A 26,274-nucleotide genomic window follows, 5' to 3' on the forward strand; every position below is an offset into this window, starting at 1 on the left:
TCAAAACGTATACGCGCTCGACCGATATAGAGCCATTGGCAGCATGACCGAGACGACAACTAGCTTGACTCGCGCCGGTCGATGACCGGACGGCTTACGGTCAGGGCTTGGCCGACGAAGTGGAAAAGGCTGTCAAGGCGTCAGGCGGCGTGGTCGTGGACCGTGAATACGGTACGGACAAGACAACTAACTGGATGGCTGTTCTTACCACCATCAAGAACCACACACCCTCAGCCATCATGTTCTCCGGCGGGGACACGCAGGCCGCTGCATTTGCACAGCAGGCTCGCAAGCTTGGAATCAAGGCAAAACTGATTGCTGGCGATGAGGCATGCACCCCGCAGTTCATCACACTTGCAGGCGCAGCGATGAACGAGGATGTGTACTGCACGCTTGCGGGCGTGCCACGTGCTCGCATGCCGCAGGGGGAGGCATTCTTCAAACGCTACCAGCAGCGCTTCGGCGTGCCGGTTCAGTTGTATGCGCCGTATTCATACGATGCGACGATGGCACTCGCGAACGCGATGCAACTGGCGGAATCGACTGACCCGAAGGCGTATTTACCCAAGCTCCGCGAACTTCGGATGGACGGCGTTACCGGGGCGATTCAATTTGACGCGAGCGGCGATATTCGTAATGGCGCGATCACTGTCCGTCGGTACGGTAATGGTGAGTGGCGCGATCAGAGCGTCGTAAGGTAAGCGCAAATCTCAAGTTTGGAGAGCGCTCAAACGGAGGGGACCACGCGAACTTGCCGGCGTGCACAATCCTCTCCGTCCTGTACTGTTCCCTGGGACCTCATGCTCACGATCGTGAGAGGGTAACCCTCTTGGAGGTGAGGATGGCCGTGTACGCGATCAACAACGTTCGCATTGGCCAGCCGGCGCAATCGGCGGGTGGGTGGGGCGAAATTTCCTTGCAAATCTACGCTAAAAAACGCGCCAAAATTCAGTGGGTTTCGAAATATTATTTTCACGGAGACGGTGCATCAGCAGAACTCCCCACCGTGCATTGTCAAGATGAATATGTCCCCGTGCATGTGCCCGGCACGATCCGTTGATTTCGGATCGGAGCGGCCCACGGGCGACTCCCGAACTGCCGTCACCGAAGCAACTGATGATCGCCGTGGTTAGGGCAAGTTTGATTTCGAATTCCAAGGATATTGTGAGTATGGAAAGCACACTGCAATCAAAATTGAAGCATTGGAGACATCACTTTCATCACAACCCCGAGACCGGGTTTGAAGAAGTAGCGACCTCGGACTACGTTGCCAACCTGCTAGAGAGCTTCGGCCTCGAGGTCCACCAAGGCATAGGTGGAACCGGCGTCGTGGCGAACCTCAAAGTCGGGGACGGGACGCGTGCGATCGGCCTGAGAGCAGATATGGACGCGCTGAACATTAAGGAGAACGCACCCGGGCGTGCCTATGCGTCGTGCATTCATGGGAAGATGCACGCATGCGGGCATGATGGGCATATGGCGATGGTGCTTGGAGCAGCGCGCTTGCTATCGGAACAGCGCGATTTCGACGGTACCGTACGATTCATCTTCCAACCGGCTGAAGAGCATGGCAAGGGCGCAAAGGCGATGATGGACGATGGCCTGTTCGAGCGTTTCCCCGTCGACGCAATCTTTGGCGCCCACAACATGCCCGGTATGCCCGCAGGGTCATTCTCGACGCGGCCTGGCGGCATCATGGCCAGTGAAGACAACTTCGTCATTCATATCAAGGCGCGTGGCACGCATGCGGCCCGTCCGCATATGGGAGTCGACCCGATCGTGCTCGCCGCGCAGATCGTGCTTGGCTTGCAGACGATCGTTTCACGCAATCTTGATCCGAGCTTGCCGGCAGTGATTTCGTGCACGGAGATCATTACTGATGGCTTGCGGAATGTGATTCCGTCTAATGTGACTATCAAAGGTGACACGCGCAGCTATTCGCCGGACGTGCAGAAACTGCTCGCGACGCGCATGCGTGAAGTCAGCGAGGGAGTTTGCCGAATGCACGGAGTTGAATGCGACTTCGAGTACACACACGAGTTCGCACCGACCGTGAATTCACCCGAGTACGTTGATGTCGCAGTGGCGGCCGCGACCAAAGTCGCCGGCATCCAAAATGTCGATCCGAACGTTCAACCGATGATGATCTCGGAAGACTTCGGCGCATTCCTTCAGGCTGTTCCGGGTAATTTCATCTTCATCGGCAACGGCGGTACGGGCGAAAAGGGCGGGGTGCCTCTGCACAACGCGACTTACGACTTCAACGACGATATTCTGCCTATCGGGGCTCGGTATTTTGCTGAAGTTGCACGCCTGGCACTCGCCGGTGTCTGACCAAGAGAAGTGAAAAGCCGAGACAGCGTCCCGGCAATGGCGACGTGGCCAGCATTCGACGCATGGAAAGTGAGAGTCCAATGAGTGATGTGACTGGTACCCGTGAAGGTGCGATAGCGGCCGCACTTGCGTGTTTCGATTCGGGTCAATTCCGTCGAGACCTGGATCGCCGCGTAGGTTTCCGGACTGAGAGTCAGGAACCGTCGGGCGCTGCGCAGCTGCATGGATACTTGATCGATGAAATCGCTCCTACACTGCAGCGACTCGGATTTGCGTGCAGGATCGTCTCGAATCCGTCCGGGATTGACGCACCGGTGCTGCTTGCGGTTCGCCAAGAGGGCGACGATCTTCCCACCGTTGTCACGTATGGTCACGCGGATGTTGTGCGCGGCTACGACGAACAATGGGATTCCGGTCTTGAACCGTGGAAAATCGTCGTGGTCGGGGACCGCTGGTATGGTCGAGGAATCGCCGACAACAAGGGGCCACATTCGGTCAATCTTGCAGCACTCGAGGCGGTGATTGACGCACGTGGCGGCAAGCTCGGCTACAACGTGAAGGTGATTTTCGAGGCTGGCGAAGAGATCGATTCGCCAGGCCTGGACCAGCTCTGCGCGGCGGAGAAAGCATATCTGGCCGGCGACCTCTTTCTGGCGTCCGACGGGCCGCGCGTTTCAGCGGAACGACCGACGATTTTTCTCGGGTCTCGCGGTGAATTGAACTTCGATCTCGAAGTGAACCTGCGTGACGGCGGACATCACTCCGGCAACTGGGGAGGCGTGTTGCGCAATCCGGCGGTCGAACTTGCGCACGCGATAGCGAGCTTTGTGGGAAAAGACGGTCGTATCCAGGTTGACGGACTGCTTCCGCCCCCGGTGTCGCCTGCTGTGCGCGAGGCACTCGCCGACATCGAATTGGGCACGGACGACAATGCACCTGCAATCGACGCCACATGGGGCGAACCAGGTCTTACACCGGCCGAACGTGTACTAGCATGGAACGCTATCGAGGTGCTCGCGTTCAAGTCCGGCAATCCGGATGCTCCGGTAAACGCTATCCCGCCGACGGCACGGGCTCATTGCCAACTGCGCTTTGTCGTCGGAACCGACTGGGAAAATGCACAGCACTATCTTGAGTCTCACCTAAGCCGGCACGGCTTCGCGAACGTGAAGGTGTTCGTCAAGCCAGGTGTCGCGGCTACACGGCTTGACCTCGACAATCCTTGGGTGAAGTGGGCCTTGGTGTCGATACACAGTACCTCCGGAAAGACGCCCGCGCTCATTCCCAATCTGGGAGGCACGGTGCCCAACGCAGTATTTGCGAAGACGCTTGGTTTGCCGACGGTCTGGGTCCCACATTCGTATCCTGCGTGCTCGCAACACGCACCGAATGAACACTTCCTTGGTTCGTTGGGGCGAGAGGCGTTGGCTATCATGGCCGGCTTGTGGTGGGACCTCGGCGAGGACGGGGCTCGAATTGCCTCGACGCTTCGCCAATAGGGTATTGCGGGAGACAACGCAGACGTGATATCTGTCGACAATGCCCTGCATTCAATCGCGTATCGACATGCGCATTGGACGGACACCGTGCATCGCGCGCGATGTCCCGCCGGCATGAACGGCTGGACGCGAATGAGCGGAGATTTAGCGCAGCTGGACCACGCTATGGCTTACCCGGCACGATTCGTGTCAGATTCCGGGGGCCAGTGAGTTGCCGCCTGGCCCCCGTAGTCGCGGGCGCTTAGCTACCTTGCAGCCGGATATCGCGCGACGACGCGCCTACATACACAGTGCCGCCCGGCACGACCTTCCAGCCGTTGCGCGACGTATCCCACACGCTCTGCATCCGCGGCAACACGGTCACGTGGACGTGCCGCGCCTCGCCCGGGTTCAGCTGGATCTTCTCCCAGCCCACCAGCCGCTTCGGCGGTTCGTCCTTGTACGGCACGCCGAGATAGACTTGCGGTGTTTCCGCGCCTGCGACTCGCCCGTCATTGCGCACGGTAAACGCGACGTTCAGCGAGCCGTCACCTTGCCGCGACACCGACAGCCCCGAATACGCGAAGTGCGTATACGACAGCCCGTAGCCGAACTCGAACATCGGCTTGATGTTGCGCGCGTCGTACCAGCGATAGCCCATGTTCAGCTTCTCGGCGTAGACGGGATCGTTCTCGAACGCGCCGTTCTGCCCCCAGGTCGGCGTATCCTGGTCGCGCGCCGGGAACGTGACGGGCAGCTTGCCGGACGGATTGACCGCGCCGAACAGCACATTCGCGATCGCCTTGCCACCGGCCTCGCCCGGATACCACGCCTCGACGATTGCCGACACGTTGTCCTTCCACGGCATCAGCACCGGATTGCCGCTTTGGACGACGACGATCGTGTGCGGATTGGCACGCGCAACCGCTTCAACGAGCGCGTCCTGGTTCGACGGATTCGCGAGGCTCAGGCTTTGCAGATCGCCAAATTCCTCGCCAGCCGGTTGCGCGACCACGACGACCGCGACGTCCGAGCGGCCCGCGAGCGCCGCGGCCTGGTCGATTTCCTGCTGCGTGTATGCGCGGAACGGCGACTGCTGGTCGCTGTTGCCGGAGAACGTGACCTGCGCGGCCGGCGCGAGCGCGCGGATCGCCGACACGATCGGCACGTCGACCTTGAGCCACGGATTGCGCCACCAGCTGCAGCCCGTAGACGAACCGAATGTCAGGCCGCCACAGCCCGCGAACGAACCTGATACTGGAACGCGCGTATTACCGGAGCCGCCGCCGGACAGCACGGCCGCATCGGCGTGGCCGCCGATCACGGCGATGCGCGACAGCGCCGACGCCGCCAGCGGCAACTGGTTGCCGTCGTTTTTCAGCAGCACGATCGACTGCTCGGCGACGCCCTGCGCAAACCGGTTCGCGGCCGCGAAATCGATCGTGCCGCCGCCCTTGGCCGGATCGTCCATCACGCCGACACGGATCATCACTGAGAGCTTGCGGCGCACCATGTCGTCGAGGCGCGCGGTCGAGACCGAGCCGTTCGCAATCGCCTGCTTCACGGCGGCCGGCGTGAAGTACGTGCTTGGCGCGACGTCTTCTTCCTCGTCGAGCCCGGCGTTGATCGCGGCAGCGGTGCTGTGCGTTGCACCCCAGTCGGACTGCACCTGGCCCTGGAAGCCCCATTCGTTCTTCAGCACGTCGTTCAACAGGTGGGGGTTCTCGCACGCGTACGCGCCGTTCAGGCGGTTGTAGCTGCACATCACGCTGCCCGGCTGCCCGCGCTTCGCGGCGATCTCGAATGGCATCAGGTAGAGCTCGCGCAGCGTACGTTCGTCGATCTGGCTATTGCCGCCGTAACGGTTATGTTCCTGTTCGTTGCCGGCATAGTGCTTGATGGTTGCGATGACTTTTTGTCGCTGAGTGGACCGGATCCGCTCCGAGAGCAAGTCGCCGGCAAGCAGTGGATCCTCGCCGAGATATTCGAACAGCCGACCGCCGCGCGGCTCGCGCGCGAGGTTGGTGCCGCCGCCGAGACCCATGCCGAACCCTTGCGCGCGCAACTGGATCGCGACCTGCTTGCCGTAGTCGTACGACAGGCGGCGATCCCAACTCGCGGCGACGGCGATCGTCGCGGGGAACGTCGAGCTGGTTTGCCAGCCGCTACCGGAGCCGATTGCCGAATCGACCATATCGAGATCGGGAATGCCGAGCCGCGGCACGCCCTGGATGTAGCCTGCACCACCTCCGGGAACCTGAAACATTCCGTATTTCGAATGGATGAATTGAAGTTTCTCGTCTAATGTCATTTTTCGCACGAGCAGGTCGGCGCGTTGCTGCGCGGCGGACGACGCGAACGCGTCGGTGACATCGCCCTGTGAGTTGAATTCAGCGTTGGCCGCGTAGGCGTTGGTGCAGAGGATCGCTGCCAGCACGGCGGCCGGCCAGAGTTTGTCCCGCATATTTCTCTCCGTATTGATGTTGCTCGTTGTTCGTTGTTCGAATGAGGTTCTGGAGTTGCACGCGTCTGATGGATTCGCATCGAACGCATTCGGCTGACAATGCGGGGTGATGTGGCGTCGGCATGCCAGATCAGGCGAGGAGCCGCTACGGCCGGTTAAGTCCGAACGGTTGATGCGGGTGCCTACGTACGGGCCGCCCGGCGTTGCCGAATCGGATGTAGCGATTCTCTGCAGTGGCCAATGGTAGGTGTGTAGTCTCGCTACGGCAATGGTATTTCTACTGACGAGTAGGTTTTTTATTTTTCGTGGTGGACCGACGAAAAAATGACGGTCGTCGTTTCCGATTACGTCGCGTGGAAGAGTAAGAAGTACCCGTGCAGGACTCTCTTCGGAAGTATGCCGGTGCACAACGCTAACTTACTGTATGCGCGAGACCAGTACCGTCTAGGAACGTTCGATGACGACGCCGGCGTGCTGCAGGCCGACGCGTTTGCAGCTACGCTGAGTTGTACCGCGACGACTGCGTCCAAGAAGCTGCCTGCATGGCGCACGCGCGTCGTAAGAGCCACGACCTGCATGCCGTGCGTCCCAACGACGTGACGGAAGAGGCTCTGCGCCGGATCTGCGTGCTCTACAAGATCGAAGAGCAGATCCGCGGCAAGAGCCACCTGATGAACGACTTAGCGTGCACCAGGCGCGAGTGGTGCCGCTGCTTGACGACATGAAGCGGTGGTTTGAAGCGATGCTCGCCACGCTCTCTGCGAAATCCGACACGACTAAGGCGATTCGGTACGCGCTGAAACGCTGGCCATCGTTCATCTACTACTGAAGCGACGGGCGTGCGGAGATTGACAACCTGATCGCCGAGCGAGCACGGCGCGGCGTCGCCCTCGGCAGGCGGAATTACTTGCTCGCGGCGCCGACTCCGATGGCGAGCGTGCCGCCGCAATGTATAGCTCGATCGGCCCGGCATGGCTGAACGGTCTCGATCCCGAGGCGTATCTCGCCTATGTGCTCGAGCGCATCGCCGACCATGCGATCTACCGCATTGACGAGTTGTTGCCGTGGAACGCGGCGCCGTCGTTGCGGTCCACTGCTCACGCCGAGCTCATCCGCTAGCATCGCGATTCTCCTGCCGTCAACGACCTACGCTACGGCGCTGATCGAGTGCTTACGAGGTGTCTTGGATCGCTGCGAAAGTGGATGGGGCTTGTTTCTTGACTATCGGCGCAGAGGGCCATGGATATTCACAAAGTGGCTATCGCACGTCTGTATTCTTATTTGAATGGGGTGGAAGACATGCTCTGATACGCTCGCGGCCAACCCGCTATCGAGAACACGTGTTCAGCGCTCCCGCGCGGTGAGATGTAGCGAGTACTGCTGATATACAGCCTGCGCCACGGCCAACAGTTTCGGGCGTGCCAGTGGCCCGGATACTGCAAACCCAAGGCCCTGGTCTACCCAATAGAACGCCATAGGGCGTGGCCGATCAATCTCAGAAAATGCTGCGACCCGGACTCCGATGTCCGGCGGCAACATCTCGACACGGAAGGCGGTGTCTCGGTCATTCGGCATGCGGCGCAACTGGACCGAGATGCGTGTGCCGGTTTTGTCTTCATACATTAGCATGGCCGCCGGGGCATCGGCTGCCACAGTCTGGCGCCCCCCGATTAATCGGTAACCCAGCGGAGCCAGATCGGGAATATACAAGTGGGCATCAAGTCGCTTCGACAACCATGCGACTAAATGAGCTTCGTCACCAGCCGGAACTTCCACCATGTGTTTGCGTTCTGGCGCATATACAACGTGAGATACGAGCGCATCATTTGCAAAACGCTGCATCGGTACTGACTCATTTAGGGCGCCTCTCCCCACCCAACCTGCGCCGATACCGACAACAAGACACCCGATACTCATTGCCAATATCCTCAGCCTGCTTTGAACGTTGGCATTGCTGGACCACCGCGCCTTCCGTGCCGCCACGAGGATTGATGGTGGTATGAGATGCTGTGGAAGGGGCTCGTTCAGGAGCGGATCGAGTTCACTACGCAGGAGTGCATCGTTCCGACGCCAGGCTGCTACGTGGGTGGCGGCATCAGGGTTCGCCGCAAGATATGCTTCGATCGCTTGCCGGCGCGCGGCCGGCAAGCGACCGTCTGCATATGCGTTGAGATCGTCGACGTGAACAGAAGTAGCGGGCATGATCGAACTCATTTTACGCGACGTAATATGCTGCGACCGCTTGATGGCACTGGCGTACCTTCAAGCGCCGCCCTCATGCGTTCGCGTGCTCGTGACAATCGCGACATCACCGTACCTAGCGGTACTCCCAAAACCACGGCAGCCTCACGATAAGCAAGTTGCTCGAGTCCCACCAGCAGCAGCACCTTTCGTTGATCATCAGGCAGTGATGCGAGTGCGCGCAGGAGATCGCGGCGTATGCTTGGATCGTCGTCCACAGCGATCTCAGGCGGCATGTCTGTAGTCTCCACTCGGTCTGGACGACGCACTGCGCTCAGATGCAGACGATGCATGATCGTCAATAGCCACCGGAACAGTCCGTCGTTATCGTTCTGGGCACCGAGTGTCGACGATAGCTGGAAGCGTAAGCGAAAGCGCCAGGCGCGTTCCAGCGTGTCCTGGGTGAGGTCGTCGGCGCGGGCGGCATCGCCCGTCAGACCGCGCGCATACCGCCGAAGTCTTGGAGAGAGCGCGATCAAGCGCTCAGCGAGGTCTGACATTGATGGGCGACGTGTGCTTACGGCTTTGCGGTATGCCAGACGTTCATGAAACCATCGCCCGTGACCTGACCAGGCGCCTTATCCAGCGACCAGAGATAGAGCGGCTTACCGTGATAGGCCCATTGCTTCTTACCGTCGTCGCGGACGATAAGGGTGTAATCACCCCCAGCCTTGGCGGTATCATCGGCTGTCAGCGGAGGCCACTTGATTGCGCAGTTGCCGCTGCATGCACTCTTGCCAGCGACCGTATCGCGATCGAAGGTATACAGCGTCATTCCGTGAGCGTCCGTCAGGACACCATCAGCCGTTTTGACCGACATTGGGGCCGACGACATCTCGACGTTGTGGCTTGCGCAACCGCTGAGAGTCAGGGCGGCTGCTGTTGCGCCGACGGCAATCAACTGCCGTGCGATCGAGAGGGGACAGGACTTGCGTTGGCTCACTTCTTCTCCTTGGCAGTGGGGCGTATCGATCACGCCGAATCACGCAGTAAACGCGCGGCAGAGCGCATTTATTCCACTCCTTCTATTTTTTTACTCCAGGCGAGACGCTACGCCGGCCGCTTGTATCGCTGACTGTAGTTGACGCGAATTTCTCAGTATTCGGCGCTCCCTTCAGCCAACCTCCGCCTGTCGTGTGTGGTCTCGAACGCGTTCTCGGCTGTGCAGGATGCCCAGATCACGTGAGCATCCTGGGGCCTTGAGGGTGAGCACTCAGGGGAAACGTGAGGCTGCGCATGGCGATAGGTAGTCCGCCGGGACATGCGGAAGAAGACGAACTGCACGGATTAAATGCGATGGGACCGGTCCCGTTTGCCCCGCTCGAAGCGGGACATCCTGATCGAAGTTATTGCATCATGAACGCGGGACGCGGCGAGGTTCCGTTCACCACGAAACTCGGGCTTGGTTACTCAACCGCCCTGCAGCCGGATATCGCGCGACGACGCGCCGACATAGACTGTTCCGCCCGGCACGACCTTCCAGCCGTTGCGCGACGTATCCCACACGCCCTGCATCCGCGGCGACACGGTCAACTGACAACAGTCACTGGATGTAGAGGTGGATATGGCGGGGTTCGGCCCAGCAACCGCGATTGCTCAGCGGCTACGACTTCATCGTGCTCGCAGGCCATTCAACAAGATGGAAGTGGCTTGGCGAGCGATCTCTTCTGCGGTCATTTCTCCGTCTTCACGATACCAGCGGCCAATCCAGCTCAGCGCGCCTGCGACAACGAAGCCACCAAGCTTGGGCTCGATAGGGGCGAAGGCTTTCTCCTCTATGGCCTTCTCGAGAAGAATCCGGAACTCGTGATCGATGTCTGCCTTGAGCCTGCGAAGCTTGACCCGGTTCTCCGGAATCAAGGATTCTTCGCCGGTGCGAATCACGCACATACCGAAATCCATCGTGACGATCTTGGCGTATTCGAGCATGGCCGCTTCAAACTTCTCGACTGCGCTGCCCCCCGTCACCGTGATATTGCGGATCGCCTGTTGCATCATGTCCAGACCCATGCGTACGCATTCGAACAGGATTTCGTCCTTGTTCTTTGCATAGTAATAGACCGTCGGCTTCGTTATGTGGAGCCGCTCGGCGACCTCATCCAGAGACGATGCATGAAACCCCTTTTCATTGAAAAGACGTGCGGCGGTTCGAAGAACGGCTAGCCGTTTTCGTTCTCTCTCGCTTTCGCGAGCTTCAGCCTTCTTCCACGGTGAAGCGGTAGCGCCCATGAAGACTCCCTCAGATCCGTCGTCTCCGCCTCCGTGACTGTCTGCCTTGCACAAGGCAAGAGCAGATCGAAACACGGTGACGGTAGCCGCAGTATGCGAATGGCGGATACTACCATGACGTCGAATCTATACTTTCGGGTAGTACTGGACTCAGTGAGTCTTCCCGGGCGAGGTTTTGCCTGCCCGGCATCACGTGGCATGGGCTTCGGTGAGGCGCTGTTGCGAGTGCGAGCTCGTTATCCAGGTGGTCACCCGGATAACGAACCAATTGGTGTCTTACTCGGTGACGAATGTGGCAACCTGATCCAGCGGGGCCCTTTCGGTTCGAAATGCATTCGCGGGATGCGAAGGATCAGCGTAACCGAAGGAGATGCCGCAGACCACGCGTCGCTCCGGCGGGATGGACAGGATCTCGCGCAGGACGTGCGCTTTGGACGCAAGGGCGGCTTGCGCGATCGCAGACACACCAAGGCTTGCTGCAGCGAGCATGAAGTTGTTCACGTATGCGCCGCAATCGAGAACACCGTAGGTTCCGAGCAGCGCTTCGGTCGTGATGACGGCCACGTGTGGCGCGCCAAACAGCCTGAAATTCTCTTCGGCTTGGCGAGCGGAAGCCTCCCGGTCTCCCGCGGCGATACCGACGCTCTCATACAACTGCAACCCGCAGGTGCGCCTGCGATCGCGGTACACGCCACGGTATTCCGCAGGCGGCGCGATTTCCCACTGATCGTTGGGTAACGCGGATGCTGCCTGTAACGCGGAGCGAAGCCGATTCGTGGCGGCGGGCCGGGTGACGATGATGTGCCACGGCTGAGAATTGCACCAGGACGGCGTGCGTTGTGCGATCGAGAGAATCGCGTCGATCGTTTCGGCGGGCACCTCCTGGGAGAGATAGCCGCGGCAACTGAATCGAGCGTCGAGAACGGATTGCAGAGCGTCGAAAAGGGGCGTGTCTGTCATGGACTCTATCGCGCATGCGCGCGTGTGTTCGTGTCGGGGAATCTCATTGGCCTTTGAAGACCGGTCTGCGTTTCTCGAGGAAAGCAGCAATACCTTCTTTCGCGTCGTCGGTTTCGAGCACTCGCCGCATCCGTGTGGCCTCTCTGTCCATCCCGGCCTGGTCGGCAGAGCCGTCGGTCGCGGGAAGGCTGTCGAGGATGCTTTGATACGCGATGGTGCTGAACCCTGCCACCTCGGTTCCTAGCGTGATCGCATGGTCCAGCAGGGCAGTGCGGTCTTCTTTTACGTAGCTCACGAGCCCCCACATCAGGGCTTCCTGAGCATCCAGCACTCGTCCGGTCAGCATCAATTCGGCGGCGCGTGAGCGACCGACGACGGCCGGCAGGAATTGAGTCCCGCCGTAGGTCGGCATCACGCCCAAGCGAATTTCTGGCATCGCGAATGTGGCATTTTTCACCGCGGTCCGAACGGTGCACGCAAGGGCGAGTTCCAGTCCTCCGCCGAACGCCGTACCATTCATCGCAGCGATAGTGAACAATGGTGATTGAGAAAGGCGCAGCAGCAAATTGCGAACGCGGTCGTTCTTCTTGGCTTGCTGATCCCACGTCTCGATAGCGTTGTCTTTCAGATCGCTACCGGCGCTGAAGGCACGTTCTCCTTCGGCGGTAATCAGCAGAAATCGCGTGCCATCCAGTTCCGCTGCGTCGAGACAAGACTCCAGTCCGTCCCAGACGACTCGATTGAGTGCATTCAACCGATTGGGGCGGGTAATGGTGAAGACGGCACCGGACTCGATGCGCTCAAATCGAAAATCCAAAGTTGCTCTCCGCGGAGCGGGCGCCGCCGGACGGCGCCCGCGAAACACCAGCGACGTTACTTGCCGCTGCCGAACACGCCGGCCATGAGCTCGTAGCGCGTTCCGTTGAATTGCATCAACTGCAGCTTCTTGATCGGATAGGCGTCCGTCGGCGACGTCTGCACATTGATCCCGGGTTGAAGCATCGGCAGGGTCACGTTCAGGCTCAGCGCCTGCTTCATCACATTCTCTCGCGTGAGGTTGTCGCCCGCCTGCTTCAAGGTTTGCACCAGCGTCTGGGCAATCGAATAGCCGAGCACGTTCAGCGTGTCCGACACATCGCCCGCAGGGTAGTACTGCTTCATGAAGGCCGCGTAATCCTGATACTCCTTCGTTGCCTTCGTGGCCGGATCCGTCGGATCCCTCAGATAGGTCGCACTGATCACGCCCTTGGACGCACCAAAGCCAGCCGGCTTGAGAACCGTGCCCACGGAACTGGCGGAACTGACGACATACCGAGTCGGTTGCCAACCGATTTCAGCCGCCTTCTTGATCGCCATGGCCGAGAACTTCGGCGTGGTCAGCAGAATCAGCGTATCGGCGCCCGAGCCCTTCATCGACACGATCTGGCTGTCGACCGTAGGATCGGTCGTCTCGTACGTCTGGTACGAGACCACCATCGACTTGGCCTTGTTTCCCAGGCCGTCGACGATGCCTTGGTAATAGTCCTTACCGAAGTCGTCGTTCTGCATCAGGATCGCGACCTTGGCATTCGGCTGGGTTTGCAGGATGTGCTGTGCGTATGCGACGGCCTCGGCGTGGTTGGTGGGCTGCCAGCCGATGGTCCACGGGTTCTGCTTGACTTCACCGAAGCGGGTGGCACCCGAGCCGACGAAGAGTTGCGGTACCTTCTTGATCGTCAGGTATTTCTGAATCGCGAGGTTGTTGGCCGTCCCGAGCGGCAGGAAGATCGCGAGTACTTGATCCTGTTCGACTAGCTTACGAGCCTGCTCGACCGTCTTGGATGGCGTATAGGCATCGTCAACCGAGACGAAATTGATCTTGCGGCCATTGACACCGCCTTCGGCGTTGATCTTTGCGAAATAGGCGGCAGCCGATTTGCCGATCGTGCCATAGGCCGATACGGGGCCCGAGTAGGGCAGGATGTTGCCGATCTTGATCTCGGTATCGGTGGCGCCGGGATCGTATTTCTTTTGCGCGTAGGTTTCGGTCGTGGCCAGCATCAGTGAAGCGGCGGCCAGGCCTGCGATAAACGTTCTGCGGTCGATTCGGACGGTCATGGTGTCTCCTGGGATGCACGGTGCGGATGCACCTGGGTTTTTTCTGCTAGTAGTCCCTTGGCATCCTAGGCGCGGCGCAGCCGGCACCCCATCGTCGGAAGCGACGAATTGCACGTCCGCTGACAAGCTGCTCAGCGGACGATGCCCAACCGGCGCGCGATCGCCACAGCCTGCGTGCGGCTGCGGCTGTTGAGCTTGGTGTTGATGTTGCGAAGATGTGTGCGTACGGTACTGTCGGAAATGAACAGCTTTTCGGCCATCGCAGTATTGGAGTAGCCCTCAGCGAGCAGTTGGAGAACGCGAATCTCCTTGCGCGTAAGCGGTTCGGCGGGCCCGGATTCAGCGTGGCCGGTGTCGGCTTCGTCGTCGGTGCCGACCGGGCCCAAGCGGTCGGCCAGACGCTGGACGTACTCCTGCAGGATCGGGTCTTGAACGGAGTCCACCGAACCCGATTGCATGCGATGCAGGAGCGGCGCCACGATGGGGCCTTCATCCAGCAGCAAGCGGACGAATCCCTCGCGACAGGTTTCCTGCAGGAGCGGATTCGCCCAGTTCATCGCTCGACCCACGTCACCATTGCGAAAGAAGGCCAGCGCCAGAAACAGGCGGAGCTTGAGGGCGCGATGCTGGCGGCCGGACTGCTGGGCAAGTCGCAACTGGGCTTCTAGGGGCTGCACCAAGGCATTGGGATCGCCAGCATGGAGATCAAGCCGCATCTGTGCGATGAATGAATCATCGACGTCTTGTGCGGGCTTCGTATCGGAATTGAGGGCGTCCAGCGCTAGGGCCCGCGCCAGTTCCTCGCGCGCTGCAACAGCATGGCCTTGTAACGTCAGAAGTCTCGAACGCTCCAGCTTTGCGCTGGCAGTGACGCGTGGCAACTGGCGCTGATGGCCCAGGTATTCGAGCTCTGTCAACGTGAGGAACGCGGTGTCTACTTCGCCGCGCAAGAACGCAAGGCGCGCGCGCAAGCGGTGACTGGAGATCATGTGGTCGGGCAGCCCGACATCCCTCGCCAAGGGCAGGTAGACGTTCAGCAGGCGTTCGGCCGCCACGAGGTCGTCGGCTTCGTAAAGCGCCCCCGCATAGGGTACGCCGGCCCATGCATTGCCATGTGCGTAGTTGTAGGCAGAGGTGCTCGACGTAGCGGTGACCGCCATGCGAAAGCGAGCCGTAGCCTGGCGCAGGTGACCTTCGCGCAGGTCCAGCATTCCCCCAACGGTCTCGGTGTACATCCGGTTGAAGGCTCCGTCTGCCTGGGCATGGCGAGCGTCCTCGAGGAAGCGGTGCGCTTCCTTCCGCTCGCCGATGACCGACAGGATATGGGCCATCGCATTGAGCAGGACGCTGTCGACGAACGCATTGCCGGTCGGTAGTCGAGCCAGGCCGGAATGTCCCGCTTCATGGGCCTCTTCGTAGCGATCCATCATCGCCAGCAGCACCGGAAGGAGTGCCCGGACATGGGCCTGAACCTGCGGATCGTCGCTTTCCTGACAGCCTGATTCTTCGAGCCACTTCATCGCGGTCCACGGGCCCTGACTGAAGCAGCGTGCCCATACCGCGATCACCTGCAGCCGCGGTCGAGCGCGCAACAATTCGGGCGTAATCGTGGTAAACCAGCGATCGAGCAGGCGCATGCGGCCTTGTTCGAGGAGTCCGTGCGCATGGTGCTCGAGCAGTTCCAGCGCGTGCGGATAGTCGCCACCGGCAATGGCGTGGTCGATTGCGGGCACGGGCCGCTGCTGCGACTCGTACCAGCCGGAGGCGGACAGGTGCAGGCGCGCGGCATCGTCGGGGCGTTCCCGCTCGAGCTGACGGCGCAGGAAGTCCGCGAACAGGCTGTGGTATCTGAACAGATCGGGCGCATCCTCCACCGGGATAAGAAAAACATTGCCGCGGTGCAGCGACTGCAGCATGGCATCGCAATCGATCTGTGGAAGCAGCGCTTGACACACGGGCGCGCTAAGGTGATGCAGCACGCTCGTGCGAAGCAGAAACTCCCGAACTACGGGCTCTTGCTGAGAGAACACCTCTTCGGTGAGATAGTCGGCCACATCGCGGTCCGATGCGGACAGTCGCGCGACGACATCCGAGGATTGGTCTGAACGTTGCAGCGCCAGCGATAGCAGCCAAAGGGCCGCTACCCAGCCTTCCGTCTTCCCAAGGACGCGGTCCAGGGTTTCCAGTGATAGTTCGGCCCCTCGCAGCCTGAAGAACTCTGCGGCCTCCGAAGGCGAGAAACGCAACGAATCCGTTTCGAGTTCCAGTAGCAGGCCCCGCGCGCGCAAACGACCGACGCCGAGGTCGGGCAGGTTGCGCGAGCCGATGATCACTTGCCCGTTGCGCGGCAACTGCTCCAGCAACTCTCGCACCAGGCCGAGCACGCCGCCTTCCCGGATAACCTCGAAATCGTCCAGGAATAACGCGTACGGGGTTTGTTCCGATACCAGTTGAGCCAGCGGATCCTGCGCAGAGGCACCTCGCTCGAGGCCCATTTGGCCGAGTGCGGCTGACAAGCCGGCCAGAAAACGCGGTACGTCGTTGTCGGCTGCATCCAGCGTCAGCCAGGCTGTCGCCAACCCGCGATCTTCGAGGGCTTCACGGATCTGGACCATTGCCATGGTTTTGCCAAATCCGGCGGGGGCACGAACGAGGATCAACTTGACCGCGCTGGCGTTAGCCAGTCGGCCGGCGACGCCGGCGCGCTTCACCTCAGCCGCGCGTTGCACCAAGGGTGCCAGCTTGGCCAGTGAAATCATCGGTGTGGTCTGGTGGGGGAGATTGGCAGACACTGGGGGCGCAGAAGTGGATCGCATACTGGGATGTGTCGAATTGTTGCTTGTGAAGGTCCGGCGTGCACTCGTCTCTTCCGACGATGGTAACGCACCAAGTGCGTCCCTAGACTACGAAGCGCAGTGGACGGATGGCCGTCCAGCAGACATTGCTCTCACTATGCATCTTGATTCTTCTATTGCCGCCGTCGTAACCGGTGGCGCTTCCGGCCTTGGGGCTGCAACGGCCCGTCGTCTGGCGACCAGCGGCGTCAAGGTCGCCTTATTCGATCTCAACGCCCAACTGGGTGAAGCGTTGGCCAATGAGATCGGCGGAATCTACTGCTCCGTGGACGTCACATCCGACGAGCAGGTGGACGCTGCTTTCGTCAAAGCGCGTGCTGCACACGGTCAGGAACGCATCATGATCAACTGCGCCGGTATCGGCCACCCCGCGAAGACGGCGAGTCGCGACAAGACCACCGGTACCGGGCGACATTTTCCGATGAAGGATTTCGAGCGGGTCATTCAAATCAACCTGCTAGGGACCTTTCGCTGTGCAGCAAAGTCTGCAGCAGGAATGCTCGGTTTGCCCCCGGGCCCGGACGGAGAGCGCGGCGTAATTGTGAACACCGCGTCAGTCGCCGCGCAGGATGGCCAGATGGGGCAAGTGGCATACGCTGCGTCGAAAGCAGCGATCGTAGGCATGACGCTGCCGATCGCCCGGGACCTGATGGACGACGGTATCCGTGTCAACACCATCCTCCCCGGTATCTTCGACACGCCGCTGATGCAGGCCGCACCCGACAAGGTGAAGGACGCACTTGCCGCTTCGGTTCCGTTCCCCAAACGGTTCGGTTCGCCGACCGAGTTCGCCCAGATGGTCGAAATCACGATTACCAATGGATACCTCAATGGCGAGTGCGTCCGCCTCGACGGCGCGATTCGCATGGCGCCCCGCTGACCAATTCCTTTATTACCGTTGGAGAAGCATTCATGGCTGAAGCATATATCGTCGCTGCCCGCCGCACCGCAGGCGGCCGTCGCAATGGCCGCCTGTCGGGCTGGCATCCTGCCGACCTGGCGTCCGTCGTCCTGGACACCCTGGTGGCGGACACCGGGATCGATCCGGCCGCAGTCGAGGACGTTATCATGGGCTGCGTCGGTCAGGCCGGCGAGCAGTCGATGAACATTGCCCGCAACGCCGTGCTGGCATCCACGCTGCCGAATGCGGTGCCTGCGACGTCGATCGACCGGCAGTGCGGTTCATCGCAGCAGGCCCTGCATTTCGCGGCGCAGGCCGTGATGTCGGGCACCATGGACTGTGTGATCGCAGCGGGCGTCGAGAGCATGACCCGCGTACCGATGTTCACGCCCAGTGAACTTCCGCGGAAGGCTGGCCTGGGCGTGTACAACAGCCCGCGCATGGACGAGCGATTCCCCGGCGTCCAGTTCAGCCAATTCTCCGGCGCCGAGATGATCGCCCGGAAGTACGAACTGACCAAGCGGCAACTGGACGAGTATTCGCTCGAGAGCCACCGCCGTGCCGCCGTGGCAACGCGAGAGGGGCGTTTTGAGCGCGAGATCATCGCGCTGGAAGCCCGTACCAAGGAAAGCGGTGCCACGGGTGAAATGCATGCTGCAGACGAGGGCATCCGCTTCGATGCAACCGTCGAAGCCATCGCTGGTGTGAAGCTGCTGCAGGAAGGCGGCGTCATCACGGCGGCCAATGCCAGCCAGATCTGCGATGGTGCGGCTGGCGTCCTGGTCGTCAGCGAGCGTGCCCTCAAGACCTTCGGGCTCAAACCCATCGCACGCGTGCATCACATGTCGGTGATGGGCCACGATCCGGTCATCATGCTCGAGGCGCCCATTCCCGCGACCGAGATTGCCTTGCGCAAGGCCGGTCTGAAAATTCAGGACATCGATGCCTACGAGGTTAACGAAGCATTTGCTCCGGTGCCTTTGGCCTGGCTGCAAGCGATCGGTGCGGATCCCCATCGACTGAACGTCAATGGCGGCGCGATCGCGCTGGGCCACCCGTTGGGCGCGTCGGGAGCCAAGTTGATGACGACGCTGATCAACGTCCTTCAACAGCGCGGCGGTCGCTACGGCCTTCAGACCATGTGCGAAGGCGGTGGTATGGCGAACGTCACGATCGTCGAGCGCCTCTGATACAGCGCCGCGGGCCGGGCAGGCCCACCCATGGAGACTGGGATGCAACAAAGACAAGAACGCGCGGAGGCGCCTTTGCTCACGGTGGACAGTGTGTCCGTGCGCTTCGGTGGGATCGTGGCACTGGACCGTGTCAGTTTCGATGTGCGTCGGGGTGAAGTTCGTGGCTTGATTGGCCCGAACGGTGCAGGCAAGAGCACTTTGTTCAATTGCCTGTCCCGACTCTATCGCTGCGACAGCGGCACGATCGACTTCGATGGCCATGTGTTGTCCCGAATGCCGAGACATCGCATTGCAAAGCTGGGCGTGGGTAGAACCTTCCAGAATTTGGCGTTGTTTCGGACCATGACGGTGCGTGACAACGTACTGGTCGGCGTCCATTCGCATCACCACAACGGTTTCCTTGCGGACGCGTTTCGACTGCCGGGGGCTGTCGTCACCGAACGCGCGGCCCAAGCACGCGTGGATGAAGCACTGGAACTCGTCGGATTGCAGGCGTTTTCCCATAGGATTGTCGCCGACCTGCCGTTCGGAACACAAAAGCGGGTCGAACTGGCGCGTGCTCTTGCAAGCGAGCCGTCGTTGCTATTGCTGGATGAGCCGGCGTGCGGCCTGAACCATGAGGAGCTCAGCGGTCTCGGCGAACTCATTCTGGACATTCGCAAGCGCCTGAACCTGACGGTGTTGCTGGTGGAGCACCACATGGGTCTGATCATGGGGGTATGCGACCGAATCGTCGCGTTGAACTTCGGGCGCAAGATCGCCGACGGGAGCCCTGAGCATGTGCGCAACCACCCCGACGTGATTCGGGCCTATCTCGGACCGGAAGAAGAGGGGGCAGCATGACTCGGCTCTTGGAAATCCGCGATCTGCGGGCAAGCTATAACGCGTCGGAAGTCTTGCACGGCATCGACATGAACGTGGAAGCTGGTCAAGTGACGGCTCTGCTCGGCGCGAACGGAGCGGGCAAGACGACCACGTTGCGCGCGATCTGCCGCTTCATGGCGCGTACAAGCGGCAAGGTCACGTTTCGTGGGCAGCAGATCGAAGACCGTTCGACCGAACAGATTGCTGTGCTTGGCGTCGGGCATGTGCCTGATGGCCGTGGGACGTTCCTGGGGCTGACGACCAAGGAAAACCTGTACCTCGGGTGTCATGCGCGCAAGGACCGGCGAGCAGTCGAGCAAGACGTGGAGCGCATGTACGACTACTTTCCCCGTTTGAAGGAGCGTCGCGCGCAGCAGGCCGGCACGCTTTCCGGTGGGGAGCAGCAAATGCTGGCGATCGCGCGCGCGCTTATGGCCCGCCCCGCGCTGCTGTTGCTGGATGAGCCCTCCTTCGGTCTGGCGCCGATGATGGTGCGGGACATTTTCGCCATCATGCGCCGCATTCGTGACGAGCAGCAGGTTGCCATCCTGCTGGTGGAACAGAACGCGCGGATCGCGCTGGAGCTGGCAAACACAGCCTATCTGCTCGAGTCGGGCCGCATCGTCAAGCACGGCACCAGCGAGTCGATGCGCGGCGACGATGCCGTGCGTCGCGCCTACCTCGGAGAGTGAGCATGGAGTCCTTCATTCAACAACTGGTAACCGGCCTGTCGACAGGCGGTATCTATGCCTGCCTGGCGCTCGCGCTCGTCATGATCTACCAGGCGACACATCAAGTGAACTTTGCGCAAGGCGAGATGGCGATGTTCTCGACCTTCATTGCGTGGGCGTTGATTCAGGCAGGTGTGCCGTACTGGGGGGCATTCTTCCTCACGATCGTGTTGTCTTTCGCGATGGGGGCGGCACTGGAGTTCATCGTGATACGACCGTTGCACAAGGCGCCCGAATTGAGCGTTGTGGTGGTATTTATCGGACTCCTGGTGATCTTCCACAGCCTGGCCGGTTGGCTGTTCGGCAGCCAGATCAAGGCGTTTCCGAGTCCGTTTCCGAAAGATGCGTGGTTCGGAAGTGAGCTGATGTCGGCTCATCAGGTCGGGACGATCTTCGTTGCGCTGTGCATCGTTGCCGCACTGTTCACCTTCTTCCGCTTTACCACGCTGGGTCTCGCAATGCGCGCCGCTGCGCAAAACCCAGGGTCATCTCGCCTGCTGGGTATTCGTGTGGGCCGGATGCTCATGCTCGGGTGGGGCCTGGCTGGTGCCATCGGCGCGGTTGCCGGAATGATGGTCGCGCCGGTGGTTTTCCTTGACCCCAGCATGATGAGCGGCGTCCTGATCTACGCGTTCGCGGGGGCGCTCATCGGGGGTATCGACAACCCGGTTGGTGCCGTGATCGGCGGGTTCTTGGTTGGGGTGCTTGAAAACTTGATCGGTACCTACGTTGTGGGCACTGAACTCAAGCTTTCGGTGGCTCTGGTTCTTATCGTCGTCGTCCTCATCGTACGGCCCGCGGGTCTGATGGGTCGTCGCATCGTACAACGTGTCTAAGCCATGAATCTGAAGTCCATGACCTCTCATCCCGCTCCCTTTTCGGGACCCGCGCGTAGTCAGCGTGCCCGATTGCCGCGAAGTCTGGTTCTGCTGGCCCTCGCGATCGTCCCCATGTTCATCGCTCATGGGTATGTCCTGTTCCAGATCACCATGGTGCTTTCGTATGCTGTCGCACTGGTCGGACTGAACATGCTGACCGGTTACAACGGCCAGATATCCTTGGGACATGGTGCCTTCTATGCGATCGGTGCCTATACCGTTGCCATCCTGATGGACAAGGCCTCGGTTCCCTACTGGCTTTGCATTCCTGCCGCCGGTCTGGTCTGCTTGCTGGTCGGATACCTGTTCGGTCGCCCGGCGCTGAAGTTGCAAGGGCTCTACCTAGCGCTCGCGACCTTTGCTCTGGGTGTGGTGACGCCGCAGTTGCTGAAGTACAAGTACCTGGAACCGTGGACCGGCGGTGTAGGCGGTATCGTCTTGACCAAGCCGGATGCGCCGTTCGGTCTTCCGCTCGACTCTGATCAGTATCTCTACCTCTTTGCGCTCATCGTGGCAGTGGTGGTTTTCGTACTGGCCCGGAACATGATTGACAGCGGGACGGGGCGGGCCCTGCGTGCCATTCGCGACCACGAGATCGCCGCCGAGTCCATGGGGATTGACAACCGACACTACAAATCCATGACCTTCGGCGTGTCCGCTGCGTTCACCGGTATCGGAGGTGGCCTGTCTGCGCTGGCCGTTCAATTCGTTTCACCGGATTCTTTCACGATGTTCCTGTCCATCTCGCTGCTGGTCGGCGTGGTTGTCGGCGGTATCGGTACGCTTTGGGGTGCGATGTTCGGGGCCGCCTTCATCATGTTCGTACCGAGCGTTGCCGAGACGATTTCCAAAGATGCGGCTTGGGGAATCTACGGTTTGGTATTGATCCTCTTCGTCTTTGTTCTGCCAGGCGGCGTGATGGGGCTGATCACACGCGTGCGCACACGTCTGCAGGGACAAGGGGAGGAGCAAGCATGAGCCACAACCTCGAGTTCGATGCAGGTGTCCTTGCCGACTATCTGCAGACCTGTATGCCGGAGCTTCGCGGCCGGATGGAACTGCAACGCATTGGAGGCGGTCAGTCCAATCCGACGTTCTTCGTCACTTTCGAAAATGGTCCGCGCCTGGTCCTTCGCAAGCAGCCGCCGGGGGAACTGCTCAAGTCGGCGCATGCGGTCGATCGAGAGTTTCGTATCTTGCGCGCGTTGCGTAAGACTGACGTCCCGGTACCCAATGCACTCTTGTACTGCGAGGACCGAGAAATCATCGGAACTCCGTTTTATGTGATGGAGCGTCTTGAAGGTCGGGTCATGAGTAACTACGCGATGCCCGAAATTGACCCGGGTCAACGGCGCAGCTATCTGTTTGCTCTGGCCGAAACGCTGGCTCAACTGCACGCAGTCGATTGGGCCAGTGTAGGTTTGGCCGACTACGGAAAGCCGGGCAATTTCTTCGCGCGTCAAATTGATCGCTGGACTCGCCAGTGGCAAGCGTCCAAGACACAGGACAACTCGGATATCGAACGTCTGATTGAATGGCTGCCGAGCCATATTCCGCCAGGCGACGAAACGACGATTGCCCACGGAGACTTCCGCCTTGGCAACGTGATGTTCCATCCGACCGAACCGCGCGTGATCGCGGTGCTGGACTGGGAACTCTCGACACTGGGCCACCCCTTGGCGGACGCTGCGTACAGCAGTTTGCCATGGCTGACCGAGCCGGACGTGTTCGAAGGCGTCAAGGGCCTCGATCTGCAGACATTGCATCTGCCCGCCCAGCAGGAGTACCTCGCAGCCTACTTGGCCGCTAGCGGCCGAGGGGACGCTGTTCGCCCCTTCCATCATGCGTTTTCGCTTTTCCGCTTTGCCGTGATTCTGGAGGGCATCACGGCACGAGCGAAGGCTGGGAACGCCGTCGGCGATGACGCCGTGGCGGTCGGTCGTTTGTCGTCTCGCTTCGCGCGTTATGCGGCGGAATTGATCGCAATCGATAAGGGAGAGGAATAATGGCTGGCCCCCTTGCAGGATTGAAGGTTGTGGAATTCGCGGGGATCGGCCCGGGTCCCTTCTGCGCCATGGTATTGGGTGACCTGGGTGCAGACGTGGTGCGCATCGCACGGCCCGGCCAGTCACCTGACGCGCGCGATGTGACTACTCGCAACAGACGCACAGTACAACTGGACCTGCGTGCCGCTGGCTCGCAGGAACAAGTCATGTCATTGATCGGTGCGGCAGATTGCCTGATCGAGGGATTCCGGCCCGGCGTGATGGAGAGATTGGGCCTAGGGCCGCAGGACTGCCTTGAAGCCAATCTTCGACTGGTCTATGGCCGGATGACAGGTTGGGGTCAACACGGGCCTTTGTCACAGGCGGCTGGGCACGACATCAATTACATCGCCATCTCTGGTGCACTCAACGCGATCGGTCGGCCCGACGAGGCGCCACCGCCGCCATTGAATTACGTGGGCGATTTTGGTGGGGGCGGCATGCTGTTGGCCGTTGGACTGCTGGCGGCATTGCTGGAGGCGAAGAACTCCGGTCGCGGTCAGGTCGTCGATGCAGCGATGACGGATGGTACGGCGCTGCTGTCAGCTTTCCTGTACGGTCTCAGGGCCATGGGGCAATGGGGAAACCAGCGTGGTGAAAACCTGCTCGACGGTGGCGCCCATTTCTACGATACGTATGCTTGCGCCGACGGCAAGTTCATCGCGATTGGTGCGATCGAGCCACAGTTCTACGCGGAACTGCGCGCAATTTGTGGAATTGATGACCCGTTGTTCGACGGGCAAATGGACGCAGCACGGTGGCCGCTATTAAAGCTGCGCTTGGCAAACGTATTCCGTACACGGACTCGACAAGAGTGGTGCGAGATGCTTGAAGGTACTGACGCCTGTTTTGCACCGGTGCTGGATTGGGATGAGGCGCTGGAGCACCCTCACAACGTTGCCCGCGAGACCTATCTGACTGTAGACGGTGTGGCTCAGCCGGCACCGGCGCCACGATTCTCAAGGACCGTCAACGCGACACCGCAGCCAACTCGGTCTGTGTCGATACAAGAGGCATTGGCAACTTGGAGTGTCAACGCGTTTCCGGGTGCAGCGTGACCGGCGCCGTGCATGAAACCGTCAAATTGTGATGGTGAAATTGCGAGTTCTTGATCTCCATTCCTTGCGGTGCCTTTCGCCTCTCATTTTTTGAGGGGCGGCTTTTTTTGTGGAGAACGATTTGGAGTGCGACTGATTGAGGTGGTTGTCAGGTGGATTTGTCGATCGAGTGGAGTCATTGGTGTGATGAAGTTGTAACCATTGCAGTCGTCTGCCACGGAAGCTGGCCCGGTGCCAGCAGATACCATAGTCATTGGATGAGCTAGATGCATGTCTTAAGCACGATGGCCGTATGCATCGTCTCTTTTCTGCCCGATTCAGTGGTGGCCAGAATTTCGCATCGCTTCTTTGCGGGTGACACGCTGGAGGATGCGGTAAGGCATGTTCGTTTGCTTAACGCTGAAGGCTTTTCCGCGACGCTCGACTATTTTGGTGATGCTCCTGCGATGGGGTATGAGGTTCGCACTTCGGCTGAACCTTACTTCGAGTTGATCGACGCTATCGAGCGTAATAGTCTGGACGCGGAAGCAGCGATCAAGCCGTCAAGTCTCAGCGAAAAGGCAGGGGAAACCAGATCGACAGAACTGGTTGAATCCATCATCGCACGGGCAGGTCGAGCCAACGTCGTCGTACGGATCGACGTCGAAGACGTACGTGTCGCTCATAGGGGGGGCGATGTCACGGATCTGTGGCTGGGTAGGCAACGAAATGTGAGCTTCGCATTGCGTGCCAGTGTTCCTCGCACGGATTCCGACCTCGCGTCGCTTGCAAGGCAACGATTGGACGCAGGAATAAACAATGTGATGCACCGTGAAAGTCCAATCCGCCTTGTTGCGGGTGCGGTTGGCAGTCGAGCCGAACTTGCATCACATTTTCTGCGTCACGTTGAGCGCTGCTTCGAAGCGGATCTGTTTGTCACGATTGCGACCCACGATGAAAAGCTGATCGATGACGTTGTCGCACATGTTCTGCGACGCGGGGTCGATCGGGCTCGCTTCGAGTTTCAGGTGGTGCTCGGCGTGCGCGAAGATCTGCGCGACAGGCTGAGGCAAATGGGATTTCGCGTGCGAGTCTACGTTCCATTTGGCAAGAATCGGTATGGCTACAGTACCCGACTCTTCAACGAGCACCCTGATGCGATGTGGCGCGGGATTGGATCTCTATTCCTCAATCCAGCGCGTGTCGAATACAACCGATGATCTACCGATGCGTCGATCCGGCTGCCGTTCGTCCGGGCAACGTCTTGCGCCACCCTGCCAAACGTGAGAGCGGTGTTCGCAGCCTCAAAATATTCCTCTCGAAAAATTCAAGTCTGAAATTGTCGTTCCAGTTTTGGAATGCTGTCTTGTTTTGGGGAACGCGTGTCCTTTGTGCAGCAAGGCCTCGTCTGTGCAGGGACCCCTGGCCCACTTTTTGCATTAGAGGATGCAAATATCCGCGGCTCCCTTTTGCGATATCCGACTCTCGGACGAGTTGGTTCATTGCGTTGCAGGGGCGTATATCGACTTCAAGTCTGTGAGGTGTTGCAATGAATGTACGCAGTAAGTGGCATGAAACTCGGCAGGATCCGAAAGAGGCTTGTACATATGAGGGTGGGCGGGGTGCTCCAGGACCTGCAACAGGGCATGCCCCGGAATGGGTTCAACGCAATCAACCAAACTGGCCGTGGGCAGGCGCGAGTGTTGCATATGACTGGATGGATCACGCGCCACTTTTCGATATTCGGGACTAACACGGTCTCGTTGCATTAGCGCTTCGTGTCCGTATCGGCGACCGACCAGTCGGTTTCACATTCGGACATCAGGAACTCGGTTGAACACTGTTCGTCTTGATGGCGATACTCAAGCGGCATGATGAGAATGCTGATAGCCGGCGACGGACACGAAGTAACCGCGAACGACGACGCGAGTTTGGCGTATCGGCCAGCAGGCAACTCTGGCGGCGGA

General features: G+C 60.1%; 22 protein-coding genes and 2 pseudogenes. 14 read left to right on the forward strand and 10 right to left on the reverse strand.

The genetic code is table 11. The annotated features are described in order from the left end of the window. Positions 1–95: 95 nt before the first annotated feature. The 4 genes and pseudogenes from BDO18943_RS04020 to BDO18943_RS04035 all read left to right on the forward strand — a co-directional run. Positions 96–701: pseudogene (locus BDO18943_RS04020) on the forward strand (branched-chain amino acid ABC transporter substrate-binding protein); the annotation flags it as partial. A gap of 140 nt (positions 702–841) precedes the next feature. Next, on the forward strand, positions 842–1,060 hold the full coding sequence (locus BDO18943_RS04025) for a hypothetical protein (protein WP_175021327.1): 219 nt from the start codon (positions 842–844) through the stop codon (positions 1,058–1,060). A gap of 110 nt (positions 1,061–1,170) precedes the next feature. After that, positions 1,171–2,334 (forward strand): M20 aminoacylase family protein, encoded by a 1,164-nt coding sequence (locus tag BDO18943_RS04030; protein ID WP_175021328.1) that lies wholly within the window; start codon positions 1,171–1,173, stop codon positions 2,332–2,334. Positions 2,335–2,414: 80 nt separating this feature from the next. After that, positions 2,415–3,833 carry a M20 family metallopeptidase gene (locus BDO18943_RS04035; protein WP_175021329.1) on the forward strand — a complete coding sequence of 473 codons (1,419 nt, stop codon included), beginning with the start codon at positions 2,415–2,417 and terminating at the stop codon, positions 3,831–3,833. Positions 3,834–4,074: 241 nt separating this feature from the next. On the opposite strand, the gene BDO18943_RS04040 is transcribed toward BDO18943_RS04035, so the two are convergent. Next, on the reverse strand, positions 4,075–6,276 hold the full coding sequence (locus BDO18943_RS04040; RefSeq protein ID WP_175021330.1) for a glycoside hydrolase family 3 C-terminal domain-containing protein: 2,202 nt from the start codon (positions 6,274–6,276) through the stop codon (positions 4,075–4,077). Between the two features lie 459 nt (positions 6,277–6,735). Here BDO18943_RS04040 and BDO18943_RS04045 point away from each other — a divergent pair. After that, a pseudogene (locus BDO18943_RS04045) lies at positions 6,736–7,395 on the forward strand (IS66 family transposase); the annotation flags it as partial. 225 nt (positions 7,396–7,620) lie between these two features. Here the strand turns inward: BDO18943_RS04045 and BDO18943_RS04050 are convergent. The 9 genes from BDO18943_RS04050 to BDO18943_RS04085 all read right to left on the reverse strand — a co-directional run bounded on the left by BDO18943_RS04050 (position 7,621) and on the right by BDO18943_RS04085 (position 16,562). Further along, on the reverse strand, positions 7,621–8,478 hold the full coding sequence (locus tag BDO18943_RS04050; protein WP_175021331.1) for an anti-sigma factor family protein: 858 nt from the start codon (positions 8,476–8,478) through the stop codon (positions 7,621–7,623). An 8-nt stretch (positions 8,479–8,486) separates the two neighbouring features. After that, on the reverse strand, positions 8,487–9,017 hold the full coding sequence (locus tag BDO18943_RS04055; RefSeq protein WP_175021332.1) for an RNA polymerase sigma factor: 531 nt from the start codon (positions 9,015–9,017) through the stop codon (positions 8,487–8,489). A gap of 17 nt (positions 9,018–9,034) precedes the next feature. Further along, positions 9,035–9,460 (reverse strand): COG4315 family predicted lipoprotein, encoded by a 426-nt coding sequence (locus tag BDO18943_RS04060; protein ID WP_175021333.1) that lies wholly within the window; start codon positions 9,458–9,460, stop codon positions 9,035–9,037. A 467-nt stretch (positions 9,461–9,927) separates the two neighbouring features. Then, complete coding sequence (locus BDO18943_RS42940) at positions 9,928–10,050, reverse strand: hypothetical protein (RefSeq protein WP_265328596.1); 123 nt, start codon at positions 10,048–10,050, stop codon at positions 9,928–9,930. Between the two features lie 78 nt (positions 10,051–10,128). Then, complete coding sequence (locus tag BDO18943_RS04065; RefSeq protein WP_175021334.1) at positions 10,129–10,746, reverse strand: TetR/AcrR family transcriptional regulator; 618 nt, start codon at positions 10,744–10,746, stop codon at positions 10,129–10,131. Between the two features lie 276 nt (positions 10,747–11,022). After that, positions 11,023–11,706 carry a nitroreductase gene (locus BDO18943_RS04070; protein WP_175021335.1) on the reverse strand — a complete coding sequence of 228 codons (684 nt, stop codon included), beginning with the start codon at positions 11,704–11,706 and terminating at the stop codon, positions 11,023–11,025. Between the two features lie 43 nt (positions 11,707–11,749). Then, the gene (locus BDO18943_RS04075) at positions 11,750–12,523 is read right to left on the reverse strand and encodes an enoyl-CoA hydratase/isomerase family protein (protein WP_175021336.1); all 774 of its coding nucleotides are present in this window, start codon (positions 12,521–12,523) and stop codon (positions 11,750–11,752) included. Between the two features lie 56 nt (positions 12,524–12,579). Continuing rightward, the gene (locus BDO18943_RS04080) at positions 12,580–13,803 is read right to left on the reverse strand and encodes an ABC transporter substrate-binding protein (RefSeq protein WP_175021337.1); all 1,224 of its coding nucleotides are present in this window, start codon (positions 13,801–13,803) and stop codon (positions 12,580–12,582) included. A 131-nt stretch (positions 13,804–13,934) separates the two neighbouring features. Next, a complete protein-coding gene (locus BDO18943_RS04085) occupies positions 13,935–16,562 on the reverse strand; it encodes a LuxR C-terminal-related transcriptional regulator (protein WP_175021338.1) in 2,628 nt (875 codons plus the stop codon). Positions 16,563–16,755: 193 nt separating this feature from the next. On the opposite strand from BDO18943_RS04085, the gene BDO18943_RS04090 reads away from it, so the two are divergent. The 9 genes from BDO18943_RS04090 (at position 16,756) to BDO18943_RS04130 (ending at position 25,527) form a co-directional block, all read left to right on the forward strand. Further along, positions 16,756–17,538, forward strand: a complete 783-nt coding sequence (locus BDO18943_RS04090; RefSeq protein ID WP_175021508.1) for an SDR family NAD(P)-dependent oxidoreductase — start codon at positions 16,756–16,758, stop codon at positions 17,536–17,538. 32 nt (positions 17,539–17,570) lie between these two features. Next, the gene (locus BDO18943_RS04095; protein ID WP_175021339.1) at positions 17,571–18,749 is read left to right on the forward strand and encodes an acetyl-CoA C-acetyltransferase; all 1,179 of its coding nucleotides are present in this window, start codon (positions 17,571–17,573) and stop codon (positions 18,747–18,749) included. Positions 18,750–18,791: 42 nt separating this feature from the next. After that, positions 18,792–19,595 carry an ABC transporter ATP-binding protein gene (locus BDO18943_RS04100; RefSeq protein WP_175021340.1) on the forward strand — a complete coding sequence of 268 codons (804 nt, stop codon included), beginning with the start codon at positions 18,792–18,794 and terminating at the stop codon, positions 19,593–19,595. Beyond that, positions 19,592–20,308 (forward strand): ABC transporter ATP-binding protein, encoded by a 717-nt coding sequence (locus tag BDO18943_RS04105; protein ID WP_175021341.1) that lies wholly within the window; start codon positions 19,592–19,594, stop codon positions 20,306–20,308. Before BDO18943_RS04100 ends, BDO18943_RS04105 begins: the two co-directional genes overlap by 4 nt. 2 nt (positions 20,309–20,310) lie before the next feature. Then, positions 20,311–21,183: a branched-chain amino acid ABC transporter permease gene (locus tag BDO18943_RS04110; RefSeq protein ID WP_175021342.1), complete on the forward strand. Its 873-nt coding sequence runs from the start codon at positions 20,311–20,313 to the stop codon at positions 21,181–21,183. Between the two features lie 3 nt (positions 21,184–21,186). Beyond that, on the forward strand, positions 21,187–22,203 hold the full coding sequence (locus tag BDO18943_RS04115; RefSeq protein WP_175021343.1) for a branched-chain amino acid ABC transporter permease: 1,017 nt from the start codon (positions 21,187–21,189) through the stop codon (positions 22,201–22,203). After that, positions 22,200–23,231 carry a phosphotransferase family protein gene (locus BDO18943_RS04120; RefSeq protein WP_175021344.1) on the forward strand — a complete coding sequence of 344 codons (1,032 nt, stop codon included), beginning with the start codon at positions 22,200–22,202 and terminating at the stop codon, positions 23,229–23,231. The genes BDO18943_RS04115 and BDO18943_RS04120 overlap by 4 nt, the downstream gene beginning before the upstream one ends. Next, positions 23,231–24,328: a CaiB/BaiF CoA transferase family protein gene (locus BDO18943_RS04125; protein WP_175021345.1), complete on the forward strand. Its 1,098-nt coding sequence runs from the start codon at positions 23,231–23,233 to the stop codon at positions 24,326–24,328. Before BDO18943_RS04120 ends, BDO18943_RS04125 begins: the two co-directional genes overlap by 1 nt. 266 nt (positions 24,329–24,594) lie before the next feature. Continuing rightward, complete coding sequence (locus BDO18943_RS04130; protein ID WP_175021346.1) at positions 24,595–25,527, forward strand: proline dehydrogenase family protein; 933 nt, start codon at positions 24,595–24,597, stop codon at positions 25,525–25,527. The last annotated feature ends 747 nt before the right edge of the window (positions 25,528–26,274 follow it).

It is taken from the genome of Burkholderia aenigmatica (genome assembly GCF_902499175.1).
Taxonomy (GTDB): domain Bacteria; phylum Pseudomonadota; class Gammaproteobacteria; order Burkholderiales; family Burkholderiaceae; genus Burkholderia; species Burkholderia aenigmatica.